We start from the raw sequence: 20,070 nt of genomic DNA, 5'->3' as shown, positions 1-20,070 counted from the left end.
TAATTTATATAATGCCTGCACGGCTTTATCTTCAATCGGATTGATTTATTCTATTATTAGAAATTGGGGAAATATGTTGCAAATACATGTACATGATTTTAATTGGGAACATGTAGAAATAGAAAATAAGGATGATGAGAAGGACTTTTTTTATACACTAGAGATCTACTATAATTTTTCAAGTGATGATCCGGGTGATGGATGGGATAACCTGACGTATTTTACCGTTGCGGTAGCAACGCCTATGGGACTCCCGTTATTTATTGAACGATTGCCACCTAATCCTTATCTTAGAACACTGAACCACTCGCCTGTATGTTAAGACACTTATTCCTTGCAATCACCTTAATCACCGGGGTTTTAAGCGCCACCGCCCATTCCCTGCCCACACCAGACCAATTCCTGGGCTACCGCCTGGGAACGCGCTTCACTCCCCATTACAAGGTACTGGAATACTTTAAGGCCGTGGCCGCGGTTACGCCCAATATGCAGCTCCAGCAATACGGGACCACCTATGAAGGCCGCCCACTCATGATGGCTGTCATTGCTTCCCCGGAGAACTTCCCTAAGTTAGATGCCATCCGGCAGCAGAACCTCGCCTTAACTACCGGTAAATCCACCGGCAGCCAGAATAATCCCGTAATCGTATGGCTCAGCTACAACGTCCACGGAAACGAAGCCGTATCCACAGAAGCCTCCATGCGCACCCTGTACCTCCTGGCAGACAAAAATAATACGCAAACGCAGCAATGGTTAAAGAATATAGTCGTTGTCATCGACCCTTGCCTGAACCCCGACGGGCGGGAGCGTTATGTGAGCTTCTACAACCAGGTACAGAGCATACCGCCGGATCCTTTGCGGTATGCCTGGGAGCACAATGAGCCCTGGCCAGGTGGGCGCGCTAACCACTATTTCTTTGACCTTAACCGCGACTGGGCCTGGCAAACACAAAAAGAGTCCCAGCAGCGGGTAGCCGTATATAACCAATGGATGCCCGAGGTACACGTAGACTTTCATGAACAAGGCATCGATGAGCCTTATTATTTTGCCCCTGCCGCAGAGCCTTTCCATGATGTGATCAAACCCTGGCAGCGCGAGATGCAAACCCTCATCGGGAAAAACAATGCAAAGTATTTTGATGAGCAGGGCTGGCTGTACTTTACCAAAGAACGTTTTGACCTGTTTTATCCCAGCTACGGGGATACCTATCCCACCTACAACGGCGCCATTGGCATGACCTACGAGCAGGGTGGAGGGGGCCGCGGTGGCGTGGCCGTGCTCAAAGAAGATAACGATACCCTCACCCTCACGGACCGTATTGCGCACCATGTTACCACCGGCCTGTCTACCCTGGAAATGGCTTCCGGACAAGCGCAAAAGATCATGGAGGAATTTGGTAAATATTTCCGTGATGCCGTTACCGCGCCGGATGGCCCCTATAAAGCATATGTAATAAAGGCCGCTGGTAATACCGAAAAGCTGGCCAGCCTGGCTACGCTGCTGCGTCGCAATAATATCAGCTTTGGCTACGGCGCCAATGTATCCAAAGCCAATGGCCTCAATTATTTCAATGGCAAAACGGAGAGCTTCGACATCAGCCGGGAAGATATGGTTATCAGCGCTTTTCAGCCACGTTCTAACTTATTGCAAGTGCTGTTCGAGCCACAGTCCCGGTTAACAGATTCCGTTACTTACGATATTACTGCCTGGGCGGTACCCTATGCATATGGCCTGCCGGCGTATGCTGTGCGGCAGCAACTAAGCCCCGCAACAGACTCCCTGCCGGCCAATAATAACACGGCCCTGGCAGCTACTAAACCTTATGCTTACCTGGCCCGCTGGAACAGTGTAAAGGATGTACGCCTGCTTACGGCATTACTACGCCAGCATGTGAAGGTGCGTTACGCAGAGGCGCCGTTCACCACCGCCGGCCGTACTTTCCCGGCTGGTACGCTCATCATACCCCGTTCCGGTAACACGGATCTGGGCGCCCGTTTTGACGGTATTATCACGAACGCCGCGAACGAGGCAAAGATGCAGCTCGATGCGGTGACCACCGGCTTTGTTGACAAAGGAACAGATTTTGGCTCCGATAAAGTGCGCTACATACAGCCTTTACACGTAGCTATGCTGGTAGGAGAGGGTGTATCTTCCCTGAATGCCGGGGAAATATGGCACTTCTTTGAGCAGCAGATCGATTATCCCCTTACGCTGGTAAATGTGCGCAATCTCCGCCGCATAGACTGGAACAGCATCAATGTGCTTATCTTACCGGATGGCGATTACGATTTCCTGGAAGATAAAAATACGGTAGCCCGCCTCCGGGAATGGGTAAAAGGCGGCGGCAGGCTCATTGCCCTCGAAGGCGCCCTTGCCGGCCTGGCTGATGGCGACTGGGGTATTCATCTCAAAAAGGGAAAAGATAGCGACAGCGCCACCAAAAAAGACCCATACGCTGTTATCAAACCATACGGTAACCGCGAGCGCGAAAGTGCCCGGCAACAGATCCCCGGCGCTATATACAGGGTGCAGCTGGACAATACGCATCCCCTTGCTTTAGGTTATCCGGATACTTACTACACCCTTAAACAAGACGATAATATCTATGAGTTCCTTACCGATGATGGCTGGAATGTAGGGGTACTAAAAAAAGACAACTACCTGAGCGGCTTTGTAGGCGTAGATACCCGCGCCCGCCTGAAAGATGGCCTCTTGTTTGGCGTAAAGGAGATAGGAGATGGAAAGCTCATTATGTTGGCAGATGACCCGCTCTTCCGCAGCTTCTGGGAAAATGGGAAATTGCTGTTCAGCAATGCGGTATTCCTGGTGCAGTAGGATTACAACAGTAAATATCCCCGCAAGTAATAACAATAACCTTGACAAAAAATTTAGCCCGCCAGTGTTTAAACCGGCGGGCTTTATATTTATTGGATCAATCAGGGTGCATGTGTTGTGATCGATATCGTCAACGGCTAACAGCTGTTCTCAAAACCGCTTTATATTACATCCCATCGTGCTGCTGGTGCTTACCTTTACAGGCTTACCTGCCAGCATATCATTGAGCGCATTAAGAAGATGCTGCACTTTGACCGCCTCCGCATTACCCGGGTTATCATCGATTGCGCCTTTATAAGAAAGCCGACCGTTCTTGTCAAACAGGAAACATTCCGGCGTATGCCCCGCGTCAAAGGCGTCCGCTATTTCCGCTTTCTTATCCACTACATAGAACCAGGTATATTGCTGCTGTGCGGCATAAGCCTGCATATTTTCCAGGGATTCTTCACCGCCTTGCAATGCTATATTAGAGTTGATCAGGATCACGCCCACCTGGTGTTTCAGCGCATAGGCGCATATGTTAGTGGTCCTGCCCTGATTACGTACTACATATGGACAACGGTTACCGGAAAACATTACCAATAACCCATTGCTGCCACGGGCAGCATTCAACGTAATTTCCCGGCCGCTGATATCATGGAGCTTTACTTCTGATTTAGGGATAGGTGCGCCTATTTCAAGACCGGCTTCCACCGGCCGGAAGGCTGTAAGGATAAATAGAACACAGATTAAAAAAATACAGCTGCTTTTCATGTTGCAGGTTTTGGGCGCCCAGTCTATAGGTATATGGCAAAAATATTTAAAATAAAGATAATGTTAATATGTCGAATGATGATAATTTATTTATGAACGCTGTCTGCACACACTGCGCCGTTTCTATGGGTTGACAAGATTCCCGAAATAAAAGCTTATTCATCAATACATTACCCGGTCTGAATAGTTGGGCTCCGGTATAAAAATGCGACGATCATATGATGGTTTACGGGCCCTAACCCACATCAGCACATTAGCACATCAATTACGACAGCCCTCTCACTTCCACCGGATGCTCCACCAGCCGCTCCGCCGCTATTTCCTTGAGCGTACGGATACTGGCATTCAGCTCAAAACCTATCAGCAGTATAAAAGAATTGAAATAAAGGAACAACATCAGTATAAGGATCGTACCTATGGAGCCATAGATCTTGTTGTAGTTCGCAAAGTTGTTCACAAAAAAGGAGAACCCCAGCGTAAGCAGGATCATTAACACAGTGGCAAATGTGGAACCGGCGTTTATAAACTTCCATCTCTTGGTAGTAGCCGGCGCAAAGCGATAGATCACGGCCAGCATGGAAAAGAACAACAGCACGATCAACAGCCAGCGTACCGCATCTATGCTGGAACGTATAAAATGGTTGTGGATATTCAGCAGGTTAAAGAGATAACGTTGAACGGTACCCTGTGCTACAATAAGGATAAGGGTCAGTAATAGCAGCAGTACCAGTACAGCAGTCAGCTGAAGGGCCAGCAGCCTGGTTTGCCACCATTTACGCTGTTTAAAGCCGGGCTGCGTTTTGTTAAAGGAACGCATGATGCCCATCAGACCATTGGAAGAATAAAAAAAGCCTGTCAGGAAAGCGATAGATAATAACCCTGTACGGTTTGTATACAGGAAATCATGTATCATGTTCCGTATGATCATATAGGTGTTGTAGTTAGGCGTCACATCTTCCACCAGCCGGTACAACGCTGGTTCTATATGCCGCATGGGTATAAACGGCACTAATGTAAAAATGAAGATGAAAAATGGCGGAATAGCCAGCAGGAAGTTAAAGGAAATAGCCGCCGCCCGGTCGCCCAGGCTTTTACTTTTGGTCTCTTTCAGGAAAAACTTCAGTACATCATACAGGGGTAGTCCTTCAAAGCCTGGCAGCACCAGTCTTTTGCTGATAGCTATCAGCGTGCGGACAATCATTGTGCGGTGTAACAGTTCCTTAGGATTGAGCATAAAAGTGAAAAACGACGCCTAAAATTAGGAATTTTTAACCATAGCAGAGAACGATAGCGGTTAGCTTTTTGTATCTGCAATAAGACCAATGATCCCCTGCAATCACAAACAGCTAACCGCCAGTTATTAATACCAGATATTAGTATCGCTGATCTTCCTATAATCCATTAGCATATTGGCATATCAGCACATTCGTTATAATCCTCTCTTATTCAACTCCGCCTGGTACTTATGCGCATTCTCCAAATGCTCCTGGTAAGTAGCGGCAAAGGCATGATAACCGGAAAAATCCCATTTCGCGCAAAAATACAGGTAGTCAGTCTCCGGTGTATTTAACACTGCATCCAGCGTTTTGATAGAGGGGGTGCAGATAGGCCCTGGAGGGAGGCCGCTATAACGGTAAGTATTATACGGAGAGTCAAATTCCAGATGCCCCTGGCGGATCCTTTTCAAAGCAAAATTCTGTAAGGCAAACTTCACCGTGGGATCTGCCTGCAGCGGCATGCCTTTCCGGAAACGGTTAAGGTATACGCTGGCTATCAGGGGTTTTTCGTCGTTTTTATTGGTTTCTTCCTCTACAATGGCGGCGAGCGTGATAAGCTGGTTAATGGTCAACCCCAGATGACGGGCTTTATCCTTGCGCGCTTCTGTCCAGAATTCCTCTTTTGCCTTTTCCAGTTTGGTAAAAGCCGCTTCTGCAGAGGTATTCCAATAATACTCGTAAGTATTGGGCACCACTGCGCACATAAACGTGTTGGAGTCCAGCCCAAACTGGCGCAGGTATACCTGGTCTTCCGTCAGTGCCCGCAGGGTGTTGGAATCAGCCTCCAGGTTGGTGGAAAGTTTCCTTACCAGGTCTTCCCTGGTGCGTAGCTTGGTGATCACGATCGTTACGGGGGCTTGCTTGCCAGAGCGCAACAGCCTTGCTATCTCAAAATTGCTCATGCCCGGTTTTATCTGGTAGCGGCCTGCTTTCACCCGGGAAGGGTAGTCCAGCTGCCGTGCCACCCAGTCAAAACTGGTCCGGCTGCGTACGATCTCCTGCTCATCCAGCGCCTCCAGCACATCGCGGTAGGTGCTGCCTGTACGCACATAAAAGTACTTCTTGTCGCTGAATGCCTTGGTATTAGGCCCAAATACACGATAGCCAACGTATACCGCTACGCCCGCTATCAGCGCACAAATGAGCACCAATACACGCCTGATCCATCTTCCTTTGTTTGATTGCTTGGATTTGCTTTTTTTCTTTGCCATAATTCAGATTGCAATAGTTGGCAGTTGTTTGATCTATAGCCTGCAGACCGTGATAACAAAGAGGTCAATGCCGCAGCATTGCTGTCCCAGACACTGGGTGCAATGGTTGATGCTTAACCCGCTGTGGTCTTTACAGCTGAAAGCTAATAGTTAACAACCGGTTTTCATAGGTTCGTTCACATAAAAAAACCTCGCTTTTAACGGCGAGGTGCTGAAAATAGTTTATAAACGGCGTTTATTTTTTAGTGGGGGCCGGCTGAGTACCAGGCAGCGGCGTGGCCGGAGCCGGTAAAGGCCTGCTGGCATTCTGTTCCATGATGGTTTTGGTCTGGTTGCCGGTAGCTGCGTTCTTGTCTACAAAGAAAGAAGAAGTAAGACAAAGCACTGCTATGATGGCAGCCAATACCCAGGTGCCTTTTTCCAGTACGTCGGTGGTCTGACGAACACCCATTACCTGGTTGCCGAAACCACCGAAAGTGCCGGACAGGCCGCCACCTTTAGGATTCTGTATCAGCACGAAGAAACCAAGCAGTACACAGGCCAGAATGATCACAATACCAAAGAGTAATAACATAAGTATATAAGTATTTCCTGTTAAATTTTACCAGTTTCGGACTGCACCGCATGCGCCTGCAGTTCCTGGATCTTTTGCGCAAAATAAGCGCTTTTGTTGGGATTAAGCAAACTTAATTTTTGATATATCTGGATGGCGGTCTGGTACTGGCGCTGCCGTGCCCAGATCTCTGCCAGTGTCTCAGATACGATATCATCATTAAGTGTAATGGACTCCATAGCTGCCTTTTCCACGGCTTCAGACACCTCAGGCGCCTCATCCTCGTAGATACGCTGCAGCTGCTGGTGATACCAGTCCCGGTTGGCTTTCTGCGCAAACCCTGTTTTCATTTCCCGCAGCCAGTCCGTAAAGCTTCTCATTTCTGCCATCCCTTTTTCATTTAGTTCATCCGCTTGCTCTGGCTCTTTCAACCGCTTGTACGCGAAATAGTCGTCCGAGTACAATGGCTGGAAGGTGAGCGTGGTTTCTTCTTCCGGTATTTCAAGGGGGAATATCCTGATAGGCTCTTCTGCCTGCTCTGATCTGGAGGCGGCAGTCTCTCCGGCTACGGTAGTTGTTGCAGCGGGAGGAACATTCAATGTGTCGTTCGTTATAGCTGTTGTTGTAACTGTTTCATTATCAACGGGCGCCGGTTGCTCCCACCAGTTGCCACCAGTGGTGGATGGGGGCGCTTCCGGAGCTTTCTCCGCTGGTTCAGGCTCCTGGGTAGGTTGCTCCCACCAATTGCCTGAAGTTGTTGCCGCCGGTTTGCTGACTTCCGGTTCCGGCTCTTGCGCCGGCTGGTCCCACCAGTTGCCTGTAGTAGCCGCCGTGGGCGTGCTGGTTTCCAGCTCTGGTTCCTGCGTTGGCTGCTCCCACCAGTTTCCATTGGTACTGGATGCGGACACCTCTGGTTCTTTCACTTCCGGTGCTGCTTCCTCCACCGGTTGGTCCCACCAGTTACCTGAAGTGGCCGCCGTAGGTGCTGTTGCCTCCGGTTCGCTATATGAAGGTACGGTAAAAGGCTGATTTCCAGCCGCAGCAACAGGCGCCGCCGTCCTTTTTTCCAGGTCGCCGGTGACAAACTGGTAAAAATAATGCTGATTGCTACTGTATAACTGCGCTTTCTTTATAGCAGGCGCATACAGGTTCGGGAACCGGTCATAATTCTTCTGCGCCAGCAGCAGCCGGGCTGCCGTAAAATACGGGTAGTCTGATACCAGTTCTTCCAATGCAGCTTCGGTTACCTGCGGCAGGGCAGGTTGCTGAAATATATGCTGAATGATCCTGTTTGCGGTCATAAGCTGCTAAAGTATGAAAAAAATAAATATCTGTTTGTCACCAGTTTGCAAAAGCCCGGTTAAATATAGCGTCCGTGATCTGTGGGATGATCGTCTCATCTAACAAACGGTTCTCCACCTGGCTAGGCAGCTGGTTGGCAGCAAAGTCGGCAGACTGGGAAAAGGGTTGGGTCCAGCCCTTTTTGTCGCCTACCCGCTTAATGAACACTACATTAATGGTCACCGTCAAACGGGAAGTAGCCGCCTGGTCCACATTGGTCACCGCGGCGTTGGAGAAATTATAACCGGTGATGGTAGCCCGGAACTCATAGTCCGCGCCCTCTTCATTCACCTGGGTAAGTTTGGTTTGTGACTGTATCTTCAAACGGATCTTCTCCGTTACCTTCTGGCTTAGGGTAGGGTTGGTGATAGGCGCCCGGTTCTCCACAAAACGCACATTCACCGTCTTGGCGCCCTGGTCAATACTGGCGCCCGTAGTGGAGTATTTAATGGAACAGCCGGCCAGCGATAACAGCAATACGGCCGCCACAGTTCCTTTCAGTAGTCTGAGCATTATGCGTAAAATGAGTAATGAATAAATTAATGGTGGCTACAAAGGTAAATTAATCGCCAATGTTATACTCCTTCAATTTGCGGTATAAGGTCCTTTCTGAGATCCCCAGGTCAAGGGCGGCGTCTTTTCTTTTTCCTTTATGTTTTTTCAGCGCTTTTACGATCAGTTCTTTTTCCTTATCGGCAATAGACAGCGTTTCCTCCACTTCTTCGTGATGATCTATCTTATGATCCTGCAGGATGATATGCTGATGCTGAGAGGGGGGAGGCAGCACATTGGCCGTTTCTCCGCCGGAATAACCATGCAGCACCGGTTCGTGGTTACTTTCCTGGTGATAGGGGGCCGCATGGGCGAGGCTCGGATTCTGCAGAATGTCAAAGAACATCTTCTTCAACTCTGTTACGTCTTTTTTCATATCAAAGAACAGCTTGTAGAGGATGTCCCTTTCGCTGGCAAAATCACCCGTGCCCTGTTGAGGCGCCGCCAGCATAGGCAGGCGGGAGGTTTGCGGGATCGATGGCAGGAAACGTTGCAGCTCCTGGGCCGTTACCAGTTTATCCTGGGCCAGCACAGAGATCTGCTCCGCCATATTCTTCAGCTCGCGCACATTACCCGGCCAGGGATAGTTAACCAACATATTACGTGCATCGTCCTCCAACTGTATAGAAGGCGTTTTGTAACGTTCTGAAAAATCCACAGAGAACTTGCGGAACAGCATAGGGATATCCTCTTTCCGGTCTTTCAGGGATGGTACCCGGATGGGCACCGTGTTAAGACGGTAGTAAAGGTCCTCACGGAATTTACCATGCTGGGTCTGTTCCAGCAGGTCACGGTTGGTAGCGCCTATTACGCGTACATCCGTTTTCTGTACCTTGGAGGAGCCCACGCGGATAAACTCCCCGGTCTCCAGTACGCGCAGCAGGCGCGCCTGCGTGCCCAGGGGCATTTCCCCAATTTCGTCCAGGAAGATGGTGCCACCGTTCACGGTCTCAAAATAGCCTTTACGGCTATCTACCGCGCCGGTAAACGAGCCTTTTTCATGGCCAAATAATTCTGAATCAATAGTACCCTCGGGGATCGCGCCGCAGTTCACTGCAATAAAAGGGTTGTGTTTACGGGCGCTTAACGCATGGATGATGGTGGAAAATACTTCCTTACCTACACCGCTTTCTCCGAAGATCATTACCGTCAGGTCTGTGTTGGCTACCTGTGCCGCCACCTGCAGGGCATAGTTCAATGCAGGTGAGTTTCCGATAATGCCAAATCTGTTCTTAATCGACTGTATTTCCATATCAGCTGCCTCCGGCTTAATGTTTTAAATATCATCAGGCTACACTACCTTTCCTATTAAGGTAGCCGCCGTACAATCTGTTACTTTTACCTGCACATACTGTCCTTTTTCATAGTGCTCCCTGGGGAAAACGATCACCTTATTCTGGTCATTACGCCCAAAAAGGTCCTGCTCCGAACGTTTTGACGTTCCCTCTATCAATACCTTAAACGTCTTACCCAGGTCTTTTTGCATGCTCTCCAATGCCTGGCGGCGATGTAATTCCACCACCTCGGACAGCCGGCGTTTTTTAACTTCCTCCGGCACATCATCCTGGTAGCGGCGTGCAGCCAGCGTACCGGGGCGCTCAGAGTAGAAGAACATATAGGCCAGGTCGTAGCGGGCAAACTCCATCATGCTCAGCGTATCCTGGTGGTCTTCCTCCGTTTCCGTGCAGAATCCGGTGATAATATCGGTAGACAGGCCGCAGTCCGGCAGGAGCTCGCGGATGCGCTCTACCTTCTTCATATACCATTCGCGGGTATACGTACGGTTCATCAGCTGCAATACCCGGGTACTGCCGCTTTGCACCGGCAGGTGAATGTAGTTGCAGATGTTCTCATACTTGGCCATGGTATGCAGTACATCATCTGTGATATCCTTGGGATGGGATGTGCTGAAACGCACGCGCAGCAGGGGGCTGATAAGGGCTACTTTTTCCAGCAGGCTGGCAAAGGTGATGGTCTCTTCCTGCCCGTTCTCCGGCGAAACGCCCACCCAATAATAGGAGTCCACATTCTGGCCCAGCAGGGTCACCTCGCGGTAATTCCTGTTAAACATGTCTGTCGCTTCCTGTATAATGGAGTAGGGATCGCGGCTGCGTTCCCGTCCGCGGGTAAAGGGCACCACGCAAAAAGTGCACATATTATTACAGCCCCGCATAATGGATACAAAAGCGGTTACGCCATTGCTATCCAGTCTTACAGGGTTAATGTCTGCATAGGTCTCTTCCCGGCTCAATAGTACATTCACCGCTTTCTGACCGGTTTCCGCTTCTTCTATCAGCGCTGGCAGGGTGCGGTACGCATCCGGGCCTACCACCATATCCACCAGTTTCTCCTCTTCCAGCAACTTGGCTTTCAGGCGCTCGGCCATACAGCCCAGCACGCCCACCAGTAAACCAGGATTGCTTTGTTTTATTTTACGGAACTCCTGTAAACGCTTACGTACGGTTTGCTCCGCCTTGTCGCGGATGGAACAGGTATTCAGCAGCACCAGGTCGGCCTCCTCAAAATTGCGGGTAGCGCCAAAACCTTCCTGGTTCAGGATGGAAGCCACGATCTCACTATCGTTGAAGTTCATCTGGCAACCATAGCTTTCTATATAGAATTTCTTTTGATAAGTTTGGTCAGCAGCGCTTTCCGGGGCGAATGCTTCACCCTGGCGGCTCTCGTCATGCACTTTAGTAACCTGTTCCAGCATTTCCAGTCAGAAATTTTTAGAATAGCAAAAGTAATGAATTAAATGGAAAAATGACAGAATGTCAGCGCGGGGATTTATTGTATGGGATGATGCTATAAATAACAAAACCTGCACTTTCGTACAGGTTTAATTTCTTCAGAGCGGAAAACGGGTCTCGAACCCGCCACCTACGGCTTGGGAAGCCGTCGCTCTACCAAATGAGCTATTTCCGCTTTTCGGTCCATCCTGCTACAGATGAACCGGATTTCAAATGTAAGAAATATTTTAAACGGTTTGTACCTTTTTCATCACCCAACTATCCTTTACAGGTTGCAGCCATTTCTCTTCTAATTCTTGCTTGGTCAGCACCGTATTATTCAGATACAGCGTATCCTCATTGATATATCCATTCTCAAAAGCATGTGCTACCTGCGCCATCGGTAACAGCTGTAATTTATCCTTCACTATGAAGCCCAGCAACAGCCGGTCAAACAGGTTTACCTCGTACTGGCGCTCCAGGCTCTTCACCAGCCGTACAGAACCATCTGTGCTGCAACCGCTTACCCCAGTGGCGCTCTCGTCTGCCATCAGTACTACGACCTGGTTAAAGAACAGTTGGCCATATCCCTTTACAGGATCGCCGTGCGATAGCCACTGGCTTGCAAACTGATGCAGCTGCTCATTGATCTCAAGAGATTCCCGTTCGTTGAACGGGCGGTTGCTCTGGTATATCCATACCCGGGAGGACGGAGAGAAGTCCGCGGGCAATAATTGTTGTATCTGTTGTGTCATCATAATACTGCAAAGCTACGATATTACCGTTAATCGCCCAGTTGCCGGGCTACTATCTCGGCAATGTCCAGCACCTGTACGCTGTCTTCCTTGCCCTGTTCCTTTACGCCATCAGTTAGCATGGTCATACAAAAAGGGCAATTGGCCGCTATCACGCTGGCCCCGGTGGCTACCGCCTCCCGGCCCCGCTCAAAATTGATGCGCGTATCGCCTTTTTCCTCTTCCTTAAACATCTGGGCGCCGCCGGCGCCACAGCACAGGCCTTTACTGCGGCAGCGTTTCATTTCCACCAGTTCCGCGTCCAGGGCTTCCAGCACCTTACGGGGGGCTTCATAGATATTATTGGCCCTGCCCAGGTAGCAGGAGTCATGATAGGTGATCTTTTTGCCTTTGAAAGAGCTGGCGTCCGTCAGCCGGATCTTGCCGGCGTCTATCAATTGCTGCAGGAAAGTGGTATGGTGCAGTACCTCGTAGTTACCGCCCAGTTCCGGGTATTCATTGCGGATGATGTTAAAACAGTGGGGGCAGGCCGTTACGATCTTTTGTACACCGTATCCATTCAGCACCTGTATATTATTCTGGGCCATCATCTGGAAGATGAATTCGTTGCCTGCCCGGCGGGCAGGGTCCCCGGTGCAGTTTTCTTCCTTGCCCAGTATGGCAAAACGTACGCCGGCTTTATCCAGGATGGTCGCAAATGCTTTGGTGATCTTCTGTGCCCGTTGGTCAAAGCTGCCGGCGCAGCCTACCCAAAAGAGCACCTCTGGTGTTTCGCCGCTGGCGGCGTATTCGGCCATTGTTTTTATGGTCATGCGTTTATATTATTTACAGTGGCGATGGCTACCGCCGCTGATGCGTTATTGTTGATGGTTAGTTGCCGGTCGCCCACTGGTCCCGGTCATCCGGGGCAAATTTCCAGGGCGCCATGTTATTCTCGATATTACTGAACATCATGTTCCATTCCGCCGGGGCGCTGGATTCTTCCATTACCAGGTGCCGCCGCAGCTGCAGGATAATATGCAGCGGGTTAATGCTCACCGGGCACTCCTGTACGCAGGCGTTACAGGTGGTGCAGGCGCGCAGCTCTTCTTCAGAGATATAATCGCGGAGCAGGGCCTTGCCATCCTCCTGGAATGTTCCCTGTTTGTTAATGACACGGCCTATTTCTTCTGCCCGGTCCCGGGTATCCATCATGATCTTACGTGGAGACAGCTTTTTACCGGTGATATTTGCCGGACAGGCAGCGGTACAACGCCCACATTCCGTGCAGCTGTAAGCATCCAGCAGGTTTTTCCAGGTAAGGTCCTGTATGTCTTTGGCGCCAAACTTAGGAATGCCTTCCACAGCCGTATCGTTCGTGGCCTGCTCCGGGTTCAGCATAGACTGTACCTCTTTCTGTATGGCTGGCATATTCTCCATCTTGCCTTTAGGCCGCAGATCGGCATAATAGGCATTGGGGAAGGCCAGTATGATGTGCAGGTGTTTGGAATAGGGGAGATAGTTGAGGAAAGCGAGCACCCCCAAAATGTGCAGCCACCAGCAACCGCGTTCCAGGGCTACCAGGCTGCCATCAGACAGGCCGCTGAGGATGGGCGTTAACATGCCGGAGATCCAGAAAGGGCCGGCCGCCACGTAATGGTCCGCTCCGCGACTCTGCAGCACCAGGTCCGCAGTGTTCATGGTCAGGAACAGCACCATCAGCACGATCTCCGTGATCAATATATAATTGGCGTCGGAACGGGGCCACCCGTCCAGGTCGTGCCCAATAAAACGTTTGAGTTTGAGGAAATTACGGCGTACCAGGAAGATAGCACAACCGCTCAGCACCAGTACGGCCAGGATCTCAAAACAGCCTATCAGCACCGGATAAAGGCCATCCAACAGGGGGGCAAAGAGCCGGTGGGTGCCAAACACTCCATCCAGGATGATCTCCAGGATCTCTATATTAATAATAAGGAAGCCCGCATATACGAAAAAGTGCAGTACTGCCACCAGTGGATTCCTGAACATCTTCTTTTGACCAAAGGCCAGCAGTAATACATTGCGCCAGCGCTGCGCGGGATTGTCATAGGGCTGTACATCGCGCCCCAGCAAAATGTTACGCCTGATCTCCCGCGCTTTACGGGTAAACAGGTAAACGGCCGCGGCAAAAGCGATGACAAACAGGAGCTGCTGTACTAGATGCATAGATCAGATTTGACGTTTTTACGGCCTACTATTTATAATAGTAATTCGTAATACTACTAATTTACGGTTTATTGGCAATGTAAGTAATTTTTAAAGAAAGACTATTTTTACAACCAGTAAAGTACATTTATGGCTACAAAGAATGTGATCCTCACGGAGGATATCATACAAAAGAAACTGGAGCGTATCGCTTATGAAATATATGAGCACAACAGCGCAGAGCCGGAAATCATACTGGCCGGTATCTGGGACCGTGGCCTGATCATGGCTCAGAAGATTGCGGCCATCCTGCAAAAGATCGCGCCTTTTAAAATACATCTCATAGAGCTGCGGCTGGATAAACAGCATCCGCTGGAAGTAAAGCTGTCCACAGATATGGACCTTACAGATAAGGTGATCGTCCTGATAGATGATGTGGCTAACTCCGGCCGTACCATGTTGTACGCCCTCAAACCTTTCCTGCAATACCTGCCGCGTAAGATCCAGACGGCCGTGCTGGTGGACCGCCGGCATAAATCATTCCCCCTGTCCGTAGATTTTGTGGGTTATTCCCTTTCTACCACCCTGCAGGATATGGTGATGGTGGATGTGGAAGGAGAGGAGATCAGATCCGCCTACCTCGTTTAAGTAAAAAATAAAAAAGCAAAAAGAAAAAGCCGATCCAGCGAAACCGCTACGATCGACTTTTTCTTTTTGCTTTTTATTTTTAATTTATTTCAATTTCATATCCTTGATGATCGCCTGTACACGTTCATCCAGTTGCCCATTCACCTGCTCAAAGTCTTTCGCAGACGCCAGCGGCTGCCGTACGCTGAAATAAAACTTGATCTTAGGCTCAGTACCAGACGGTCGGGCAGAGATCTTGCTGCCATCTTCCAGTATAAACTGTAACACATTGGAGCGGGGCAGGTCTATAGCCTGGGTAGCGCCGGTGTTCAGGTCTTTTACCTGCTGCAGCTGGTAATCATACAGCTTCACTACCTTGGAACCATTGATGGTAGCCGGGGGCGCATCACGGTAACCGCGCATCATCTCCGCAATTTCATCCGCGCCTTTCATGCCTTTTTTAGTGATGGAGATCAGCTGCTCTTTATAGTAGCCATATTTTACATAGATGTCTACCAGCTGTTCGTACAGTGTACGGCCCTGGTCTTTAGCGTAAGCGGCCATCTCGCAGATCATGGCTACGGAGGCAATGGCGTCCTTATCGCGCACATTGTCGCCGATCATATAACCGTAGGATTCTTCGCCGCCGCATATGAATTTTTCCTTGCCTTCTTTATGGCGTATCAGATCGGCTATCCATTTAAAACCGGTCAGCACATTGTAGCAGCGTACGCCATGTTTAGCTGCGAACACGTCTATAAGGTCAGAGGTAACAACGGTTTTGCCTACAAAGTCAGTAGGGCCTGCCAGGCCTTTCTGCTTACGGCCTTCGATAATATAGTTAAACAACAGCACGGCGGTCTGGTTACCGTTCAGCAGTACCCATTCACCTTTCAGGTCTTTTACGGCAATGCCCACACGGTCTGCATCCGGGTCAGTGCCCAGCAGTATGGCGGCATCCAGTTCCTTTGCCTTTTTAAGGCCTATGCTCATGGCTTCGGCTTCTTCCGGGTTAGGATATACTACCGTAGGGAAATTGCCGTCCGGGGTGGATTGCTCTTCTACGATATGTACATTGGTAAAGCCATAACGCTTCAGGATCTCTGGCGCCAGGGTGATGCCGGTACCGTGTATGGGTGTGTATACGATCTTCAGGTCGTGCTGTCTGGCGATCACGTCCGGGTTAATGGACAGGCCTTTCAGCATCTGCAGGTAAGCTTCGTCCACCTCTTTGCCTATCTGGCTGATGTTGGCTTCGCCGCCGCTCCATTTTACCTCATCTATGGAGGATATCTTTTCTACTTCCTTGATCACGTTCTTGTCGTGCGGGGGCACCAGCTGTCCGCCATCATCCCAGTAGGCTTTATAGCCATTATACTCCTTGGGGTTGTGGGAGGCGGTCAGTACCACGCCGCCCTGGCATTTCAGGTGGCGGATGGTAAAGGAAAGCTCCGGCGTGGGGCGCAGGCTCTCAAAAAGGAATACCTTAATACCATTGGCAGCCATTACATTGGCCGTTACTTCTGCAAAGTAGCGGCTGTTATTACGGCTGTCATGGGCAATGGCGATCTTTATATCCCCGGTAAAGGCCTGTTTCAGGTAGTTGGCGTAGCCTTGTGTGGCCATGCCTACCGTATATTTGTTCATCCGGTTGGTGCCTACGCCCATAATGCCGCGCAAGCCCCCGGTGCCAAACTCCAGGTTACGGTAAAAGGCGTCAGCCAGCTCATCCGGGCTGCCTTTCTGCAGCTCCTTAACAGCGGCTACCGTGTCTGCATCGAACCCGCCTTCCAGCCATTGCGTTACTTTGTTTTCAATAATGGTATCCATGGTCCTAATTTATTTGTGGTCAAATATAAAGAGGAAAAAACGTTTTTCGTCAGCCTCCGCCTTCCTAATGTTAGTAAAACAAGTATTCCACATATCATTGAAAATTGACCGGTTTGGTTAATTTTGCGGCTATGAGGCGGTACGAAGACTCCTATAAACAAAAAGGATTACGTAAACAATTGGTAGATAGCATCCGGCAGAAAGGGATTACAGACGAAAATGTACTAGCGGCCATCAACAACATTCCCAGGCATTATTTCCTTGATACAGCTTTTGACGGCATTGCATATGAAGACCGGGCTTTCCCGATAGGCGAGGGACAAACCATCTCCCAGCCTTATACTGTAGCTTATCAGTCCCAGCTGCTCGAAGTAAAACCTTTTGAAAAAGTACTGGAAATAGGTACTGGCAGTGCCTATCAGGCCTGCGTATTGGCAGAGCTGAAGGTCAATGTCTATACTATCGAACGCCAGAAAAAGCTGTTCGACCTCGTAAAACAGTTCCCTTTTAAATCCCGCTATCCCACCATCCGCTTCTTTTATGGAGATGGTTACGAAGGGCTGCCCACTTTTGCGCCCTTTGATAAAGTACTGGTAACCGCGGCCGCTCCCCAGATACCGGAGAAGCTGCTTAAACAGCTTAAGATCGGCGGCAGGATGGTGATCCCTGTGGGCGCCCAGGATATCCAGCGTATGCTGCGTATTACCAAAGTAGGGGAGGATGAGTACGAACAGGAAACCTTTGATAACTTCTCATTTGTGCCCATGCTCAGCGGCAAAAAATCATAAAAAACTAAGGGCGTATCAACAGATACACCCTTTTTATTGATATTACCATAAAGTGACTCTCTCTATAATCTGTGTTCCCCTTCTTTTCCCTGCTGCTGCGGTTGTTGTTTCCCCTGTTGTTGCGGCTGCATTTGATCTTCTTCCAGCGGGTCTTCCGTGGCTTTCTTCTTCTTATTGAACAGGTTCGGGTCCATTTTGCCAAAGCGGTAGCGCAGGTTAATGCGTAAAAAACGGGTAGTGCGCTTACGTTCATAGTCCTGTATAAATGCGTCTGTTTCGTAGTGGCTGCTGTACTGCTGCGTATTCAGCAGGTCAGAGATGTTTACGGAAATGGCCAGCGCTTTATTCTTCAGCAGCTCTTTGCGTATGCCCAGATCCGCGCCGTTATAGGCCTTAAATGTGCCTTGCGGCGTTACCCGTGGTGAACGGTAGTGCCCCTGCACCTGTATGCTCAGGTTACCCGGCAGCCGGAAATTGGTGTTCATTTGCACGCCGTAGCTCAGGTACTCGTTGGAGATATTGCTGAAATTACCTTTCCCCGTCAGCCGGCTGTATTCCAGGTTAAAATTACTGGTAAGGTCCCACCAGCGGTAAAAATGCAGCTGGTAAGTGAAGTTGGCGCCCCAGTCCTGGTCAGTGGCCAGGTTGGCCGGCATGGTGGTGGTTACGCCGGTAAGGGAGTCCAGGGTACTGATGCGGTCTATATCGCCATTCGCCTGGGAATAATATACGCCGGTATTCAGGAAATCGCGGGATATCGGGAAGTACCGGGAATAGTTCATCTCAAACTTATGCGTGATTGAGGGCTTCAGATTGGGGTTGCCCACCCGCAGGTTCTGCGGGTCTGAGTTGTTTACATAAGGCAGCAACTGATCAAAAACCGGCCGGTCCACACGGGTAGAGTAGTTGAATACCAGGCTCTGATCCTGGTTGCGCGGCAGGTTATATTTCAGGAACACGCTGGGAAACAGGTTCAGGTAGTGATTGTTCACAGAAGTATCCCGGGTAAACGAATATCCTTTTAACTGGGATTGCTCTACACGGGCGCCTACCTGGTATCCCAGGTTGCCCAGGGCCCCGGAAAAGTTGGCATAACCGGCGTAGATGTTTTCGTTATACTTAAAGGCGTTGGAAAGATCGTTGCTTTTTTCGAACTGCTGGGTGTCCCAGTTAAACAGCCTTGCATCGTAATCATTATTATTATTGCGGAAGGTGGTCTTCACCCCGGCTTCAAGCTTGCCTTTGTCGCCTACCGGCGTGGTGTAATCGGATTGCAGGTTCCAGAACTGGTTATGGGTTAGTCCCAGGTTGGTCTGCTGGTCCGGGTCTGCTTCCGGACCGCTGCCGGGTTTGGCATACAGCGTATGGTAGTCGCTGTTATTCTCGCCTTTGTTATTGCTATAGCTTACATAAGCGGTCAACTCCTCGTTCTCTTTATTGGTGGTGTGCCGGAAATTAAAGGCCGTATTATTATTGGTATTATAATAATGGCTGTTGTTGTTCCGGTTACCGGTGCGGATGGATTGTTGTGCGGCATCCAGGTAGTTGAGCAGATAATCGTCCTGGCTATACCCGTTGTTGTAGTTAATGCCTTCGGAAAGGGTGAACGTGTTGTGGTCATCCATATAGAAATCCAGCCCCAGCCGGCCCCCATGGCCGCCGTCGCTGTTCTTGCTGCGGTTGGCCTGCGTAAAGAAAAAGGTGTTGGTGCTGTCCGGTATTTTGTTCTGGCGGTTGCTGTAGCCGCTACCGCTTTGCTCGCCATAGTGGCCGTAGTAGTTGCCAAAGAAATTGAATTTCTTCATGCGCAGGCTGGCATTCACACTACCGTTATACTGTTTCCGAGTAGCTAAGCCCCCGTTCACCATTACGTTATAGCCGATAGCCTTATCCTTTTTCAGGATAATGTTGATGATACCACCGCCGCCCTGCGCCTCATACTTGGCAGAGGGGTTGTTGATCACCTCGATCCGGTCTACAGTGGCTGCAGGTATCATGGCCAGCGCTGTCTTGGCGTCTCCAAATGGGGAGGGCTTGCCATCTACATAGATGGTCACGCTCTTTCCCCGTAAGGATACGTTGTCGTCTATATCTACATCTACGCTTGGAATGTTTTTGAGTATGTCCGCACCCGTGCCGCCTTCTGCGGTCACTATACTGCCTGCGTCAAATACCTGCCGGTCTATCTGCATGGAAAAAGCGGGCTTTTCCGCCTTTATCTCCACCGCATCCAGCTGTTTGCCACCTGTTTGCAGCTTCAGGGCGCCTACGGCGAGGGCTGGTTGGCCTTTGTTTACATGCAGGCCTTTCTCGAGCTTGTTATATCCTAAAAAGGTGATACGCAGCACATAATCCCCAGGGGCTACCGCGGCAAAGTTAAAACTGCCGTTCGTTTCAGTATACTGGCCATATGCCACACTGGAGTCTTTGCGGTGCAGCAGCACCACAGAGGCAAATTCAATCGGCTTGTTGCTTACTGCATCCTGTGCCTTTCCCGAAACCTTCGTCTTCGTACTACTGTTATTGTCCTGCGCCATCACAAAGGAATAGCAACACAACAACACGCATACTATAGGTAAGCGTCTGTTCATGATCAAGTGGAATGATAGCATTGTGGGGTAAAAATACCCAGTAAGGGACTAACGGTTTTTTA

General features: G+C 49.8%; 17 protein-coding genes and 1 tRNA gene. 4 read left to right on the top strand and 14 right to left on the bottom strand.

Annotated features, from left to right (window positions below; genetic code table 11):
* The first annotated feature begins 73 nt into the window (after positions 1–73).
* Both F0L74_RS13230 and F0L74_RS13225 read left to right on the top strand, forming a co-directional pair.
* Positions 74–322, top strand: a complete 249-nt coding sequence (locus F0L74_RS13230; RefSeq protein ID WP_149838326.1) for a hypothetical protein — start codon at positions 74–76, stop codon at positions 320–322.
* Positions 316–2,835 (top strand): M14 metallopeptidase family protein, encoded by a 2,520-nt coding sequence (locus F0L74_RS13225; protein WP_149838325.1) that lies wholly within the window; start codon positions 316–318, stop codon positions 2,833–2,835. The genes F0L74_RS13230 and F0L74_RS13225 overlap by 7 nt, the downstream gene beginning before the upstream one ends.
* Before the next feature lie 150 nt (positions 2,836–2,985).
* Here the strand turns inward: F0L74_RS13225 and F0L74_RS13220 are convergent, their stop codons facing one another.
* From F0L74_RS13220 to F0L74_RS13165, 12 genes are all read right to left on the bottom strand, one after another.
* Positions 2,986–3,588, bottom strand: a complete 603-nt coding sequence (locus tag F0L74_RS13220; RefSeq protein ID WP_149838324.1) for a redoxin domain-containing protein — start codon at positions 3,586–3,588, stop codon at positions 2,986–2,988.
* A 265-nt stretch (positions 3,589–3,853) separates the two neighbouring features.
* Positions 3,854–4,789 carry a YihY/virulence factor BrkB family protein gene (locus F0L74_RS13215; protein WP_188315987.1) on the bottom strand — a complete coding sequence of 312 codons (936 nt, stop codon included), beginning with the start codon at positions 4,787–4,789 and terminating at the stop codon, positions 3,854–3,856.
* A 228-nt stretch (positions 4,790–5,017) separates the two neighbouring features.
* Complete coding sequence (mltG, locus tag F0L74_RS13210; RefSeq protein ID WP_149838322.1) at positions 5,018–6,076, bottom strand: endolytic transglycosylase MltG; 1,059 nt, start codon at positions 6,074–6,076, stop codon at positions 5,018–5,020.
* Positions 6,077–6,311: 235 nt separating this feature from the next.
* Entirely contained in the window at positions 6,312–6,650 is a 339-nt protein-coding gene (secG, locus tag F0L74_RS13205) for a preprotein translocase subunit SecG (protein ID WP_149838321.1), read from the bottom strand.
* A gap of 20 nt (positions 6,651–6,670) precedes the next feature.
* Positions 6,671–7,930: a DUF8458 domain-containing protein gene (locus F0L74_RS13200; protein ID WP_149838320.1), complete on the bottom strand. Its 1,260-nt coding sequence runs from the start codon at positions 7,928–7,930 to the stop codon at positions 6,671–6,673.
* A 37-nt stretch (positions 7,931–7,967) separates the two neighbouring features.
* Positions 7,968–8,483, bottom strand: coding sequence for an LPS assembly lipoprotein LptE (gene lptE / locus F0L74_RS13195; protein ID WP_149838319.1), 516 nt, complete (start codon positions 8,481–8,483; stop codon positions 7,968–7,970).
* A gap of 49 nt (positions 8,484–8,532) precedes the next feature.
* On the bottom strand, positions 8,533–9,774 hold the full coding sequence (locus F0L74_RS13190) for a sigma-54 interaction domain-containing protein (RefSeq protein ID WP_149838318.1): 1,242 nt from the start codon (positions 9,772–9,774) through the stop codon (positions 8,533–8,535).
* 39 nt (positions 9,775–9,813) lie between these two features.
* A complete protein-coding gene (gene miaB / locus F0L74_RS13185; protein ID WP_149838317.1) occupies positions 9,814–11,235 on the bottom strand; it encodes a tRNA (N6-isopentenyl adenosine(37)-C2)-methylthiotransferase MiaB in 1,422 nt (473 codons plus the stop codon).
* 139 nt (positions 11,236–11,374) lie between these two features.
* A tRNA-Gly gene (locus F0L74_RS13180) sits at positions 11,375–11,447 on the bottom strand.
* A 52-nt stretch (positions 11,448–11,499) separates the two neighbouring features.
* Entirely contained in the window at positions 11,500–12,009 is a 510-nt protein-coding gene (locus F0L74_RS13175; RefSeq protein ID WP_246197699.1) for a hypothetical protein, read from the bottom strand.
* Between the two features lie 26 nt (positions 12,010–12,035).
* On the bottom strand, positions 12,036–12,818 hold the full coding sequence (locus F0L74_RS13170) for a (Fe-S)-binding protein (RefSeq protein ID WP_149838316.1): 783 nt from the start codon (positions 12,816–12,818) through the stop codon (positions 12,036–12,038).
* Between the two features lie 58 nt (positions 12,819–12,876).
* Positions 12,877–14,193, bottom strand: a complete 1,317-nt coding sequence (locus tag F0L74_RS13165) for a 4Fe-4S dicluster domain-containing protein (RefSeq protein ID WP_149838315.1) — start codon at positions 14,191–14,193, stop codon at positions 12,877–12,879.
* A 129-nt stretch (positions 14,194–14,322) separates the two neighbouring features.
* Here F0L74_RS13165 and F0L74_RS13160 point away from each other — a divergent pair, with 129 nt between their 5' ends.
* Positions 14,323–14,820: a phosphoribosyltransferase family protein gene (locus F0L74_RS13160; RefSeq protein ID WP_149838314.1), complete on the top strand. Its 498-nt coding sequence runs from the start codon at positions 14,323–14,325 to the stop codon at positions 14,818–14,820.
* Positions 14,821–14,904: 84 nt separating this feature from the next.
* Here the strand turns inward: F0L74_RS13160 and F0L74_RS13155 are convergent, their stop codons facing one another.
* Complete coding sequence (locus F0L74_RS13155; protein ID WP_149838313.1) at positions 14,905–16,629, bottom strand: phospho-sugar mutase; 1,725 nt, start codon at positions 16,627–16,629, stop codon at positions 14,905–14,907.
* A 131-nt stretch (positions 16,630–16,760) separates the two neighbouring features.
* Between F0L74_RS13155 and F0L74_RS13150 the strand changes: the two genes are divergently transcribed.
* Positions 16,761–17,417, top strand: coding sequence for a protein-L-isoaspartate(D-aspartate) O-methyltransferase (locus tag F0L74_RS13150; protein ID WP_149838312.1), 657 nt, complete (start codon positions 16,761–16,763; stop codon positions 17,415–17,417).
* A gap of 62 nt (positions 17,418–17,479) precedes the next feature.
* Here the strand turns inward: F0L74_RS13150 and F0L74_RS13145 are convergent, their stop codons facing one another.
* Positions 17,480–20,008: an outer membrane beta-barrel family protein gene (locus F0L74_RS13145; protein WP_188315986.1), complete on the bottom strand. Its 2,529-nt coding sequence runs from the start codon at positions 20,006–20,008 to the stop codon at positions 17,480–17,482.
* Between the last annotated feature and the right edge of the window lie 62 nt (positions 20,009–20,070).

It is taken from the genome of Chitinophaga agrisoli (genome assembly GCF_008386695.1).
Classification (GTDB): domain Bacteria; phylum Bacteroidota; class Bacteroidia; order Chitinophagales; family Chitinophagaceae; genus Chitinophaga; species Chitinophaga agrisoli.
The sequence above is the reverse complement of the archived record's forward strand: the minus strand, read 5'-3'. Positions and strand labels throughout refer to the sequence as shown.

Bases quoted from the DNA above. Each gene is read 5' to 3' on its own strand.
- F0L74_RS13225 (WP_149838325.1), top strand. From the start codon at position 316: ATGTTAAGACACTTATTCCTTGCAATCACCTTAATCACCGGGGTTTTA.
- F0L74_RS13200 (WP_149838320.1), bottom strand. From the start codon at position 7,930: ATGACCGCAAACAGGATCATTCAGCATATATTTCAGCAACCTGCCCTG.
- F0L74_RS13190 (WP_149838318.1), bottom strand. From the start codon at position 9,774: ATGGAAATACAGTCGATTAAGAACAGATTTGGCATTATCGGAAACTCA.
- miaB (WP_149838317.1), bottom strand. From the start codon at position 11,235: ATGCTGGAACAGGTTACTAAAGTGCATGACGAGAGCCGCCAGGGTGAA.
- F0L74_RS13230 (WP_149838326.1), top strand. From the start codon at position 74: ATGTTGCAAATACATGTACATGATTTTAATTGGGAACATGTAGAAATA.
- F0L74_RS13160 (WP_149838314.1), top strand. From the start codon at position 14,323: ATGGCTACAAAGAATGTGATCCTCACGGAGGATATCATACAAAAGAAA.
- F0L74_RS13215 (WP_188315987.1), bottom strand. From the start codon at position 4,789: ATGATTGTCCGCACGCTGATAGCTATCAGCAAAAGACTGGTGCTGCCA.
- F0L74_RS13165 (WP_149838315.1), bottom strand. From the start codon at position 14,193: ATGCATCTAGTACAGCAGCTCCTGTTTGTCATCGCTTTTGCCGCGGCC.
- mltG (WP_149838322.1), bottom strand. From the start codon at position 6,076: ATGGCAAAGAAAAAAAGCAAATCCAAGCAATCAAACAAAGGAAGATGG.
- F0L74_RS13220 (WP_149838324.1), bottom strand. From the start codon at position 3,588: ATGAAAAGCAGCTGTATTTTTTTAATCTGTGTTCTATTTATCCTTACA.
- secG (WP_149838321.1), bottom strand. From the start codon at position 6,650: ATGTTATTACTCTTTGGTATTGTGATCATTCTGGCCTGTGTACTGCTT.
- lptE (WP_149838319.1), bottom strand. From the start codon at position 8,483: ATGCTCAGACTACTGAAAGGAACTGTGGCGGCCGTATTGCTGTTATCG.
- F0L74_RS13150 (WP_149838312.1), top strand. From the start codon at position 16,761: ATGAGGCGGTACGAAGACTCCTATAAACAAAAAGGATTACGTAAACAA.
- F0L74_RS13155 (WP_149838313.1), bottom strand. From the start codon at position 16,629: ATGGATACCATTATTGAAAACAAAGTAACGCAATGGCTGGAAGGCGGG.
- F0L74_RS13145 (WP_188315986.1), bottom strand. From the start codon at position 20,008: ATGAACAGACGCTTACCTATAGTATGCGTGTTGTTGTGTTGCTATTCC.
- F0L74_RS13170 (WP_149838316.1), bottom strand. From the start codon at position 12,818: ATGACCATAAAAACAATGGCCGAATACGCCGCCAGCGGCGAAACACCA.
- F0L74_RS13175 (WP_246197699.1), bottom strand. From the start codon at position 12,009: ATGATGACACAACAGATACAACAATTATTGCCCGCGGACTTCTCTCCG.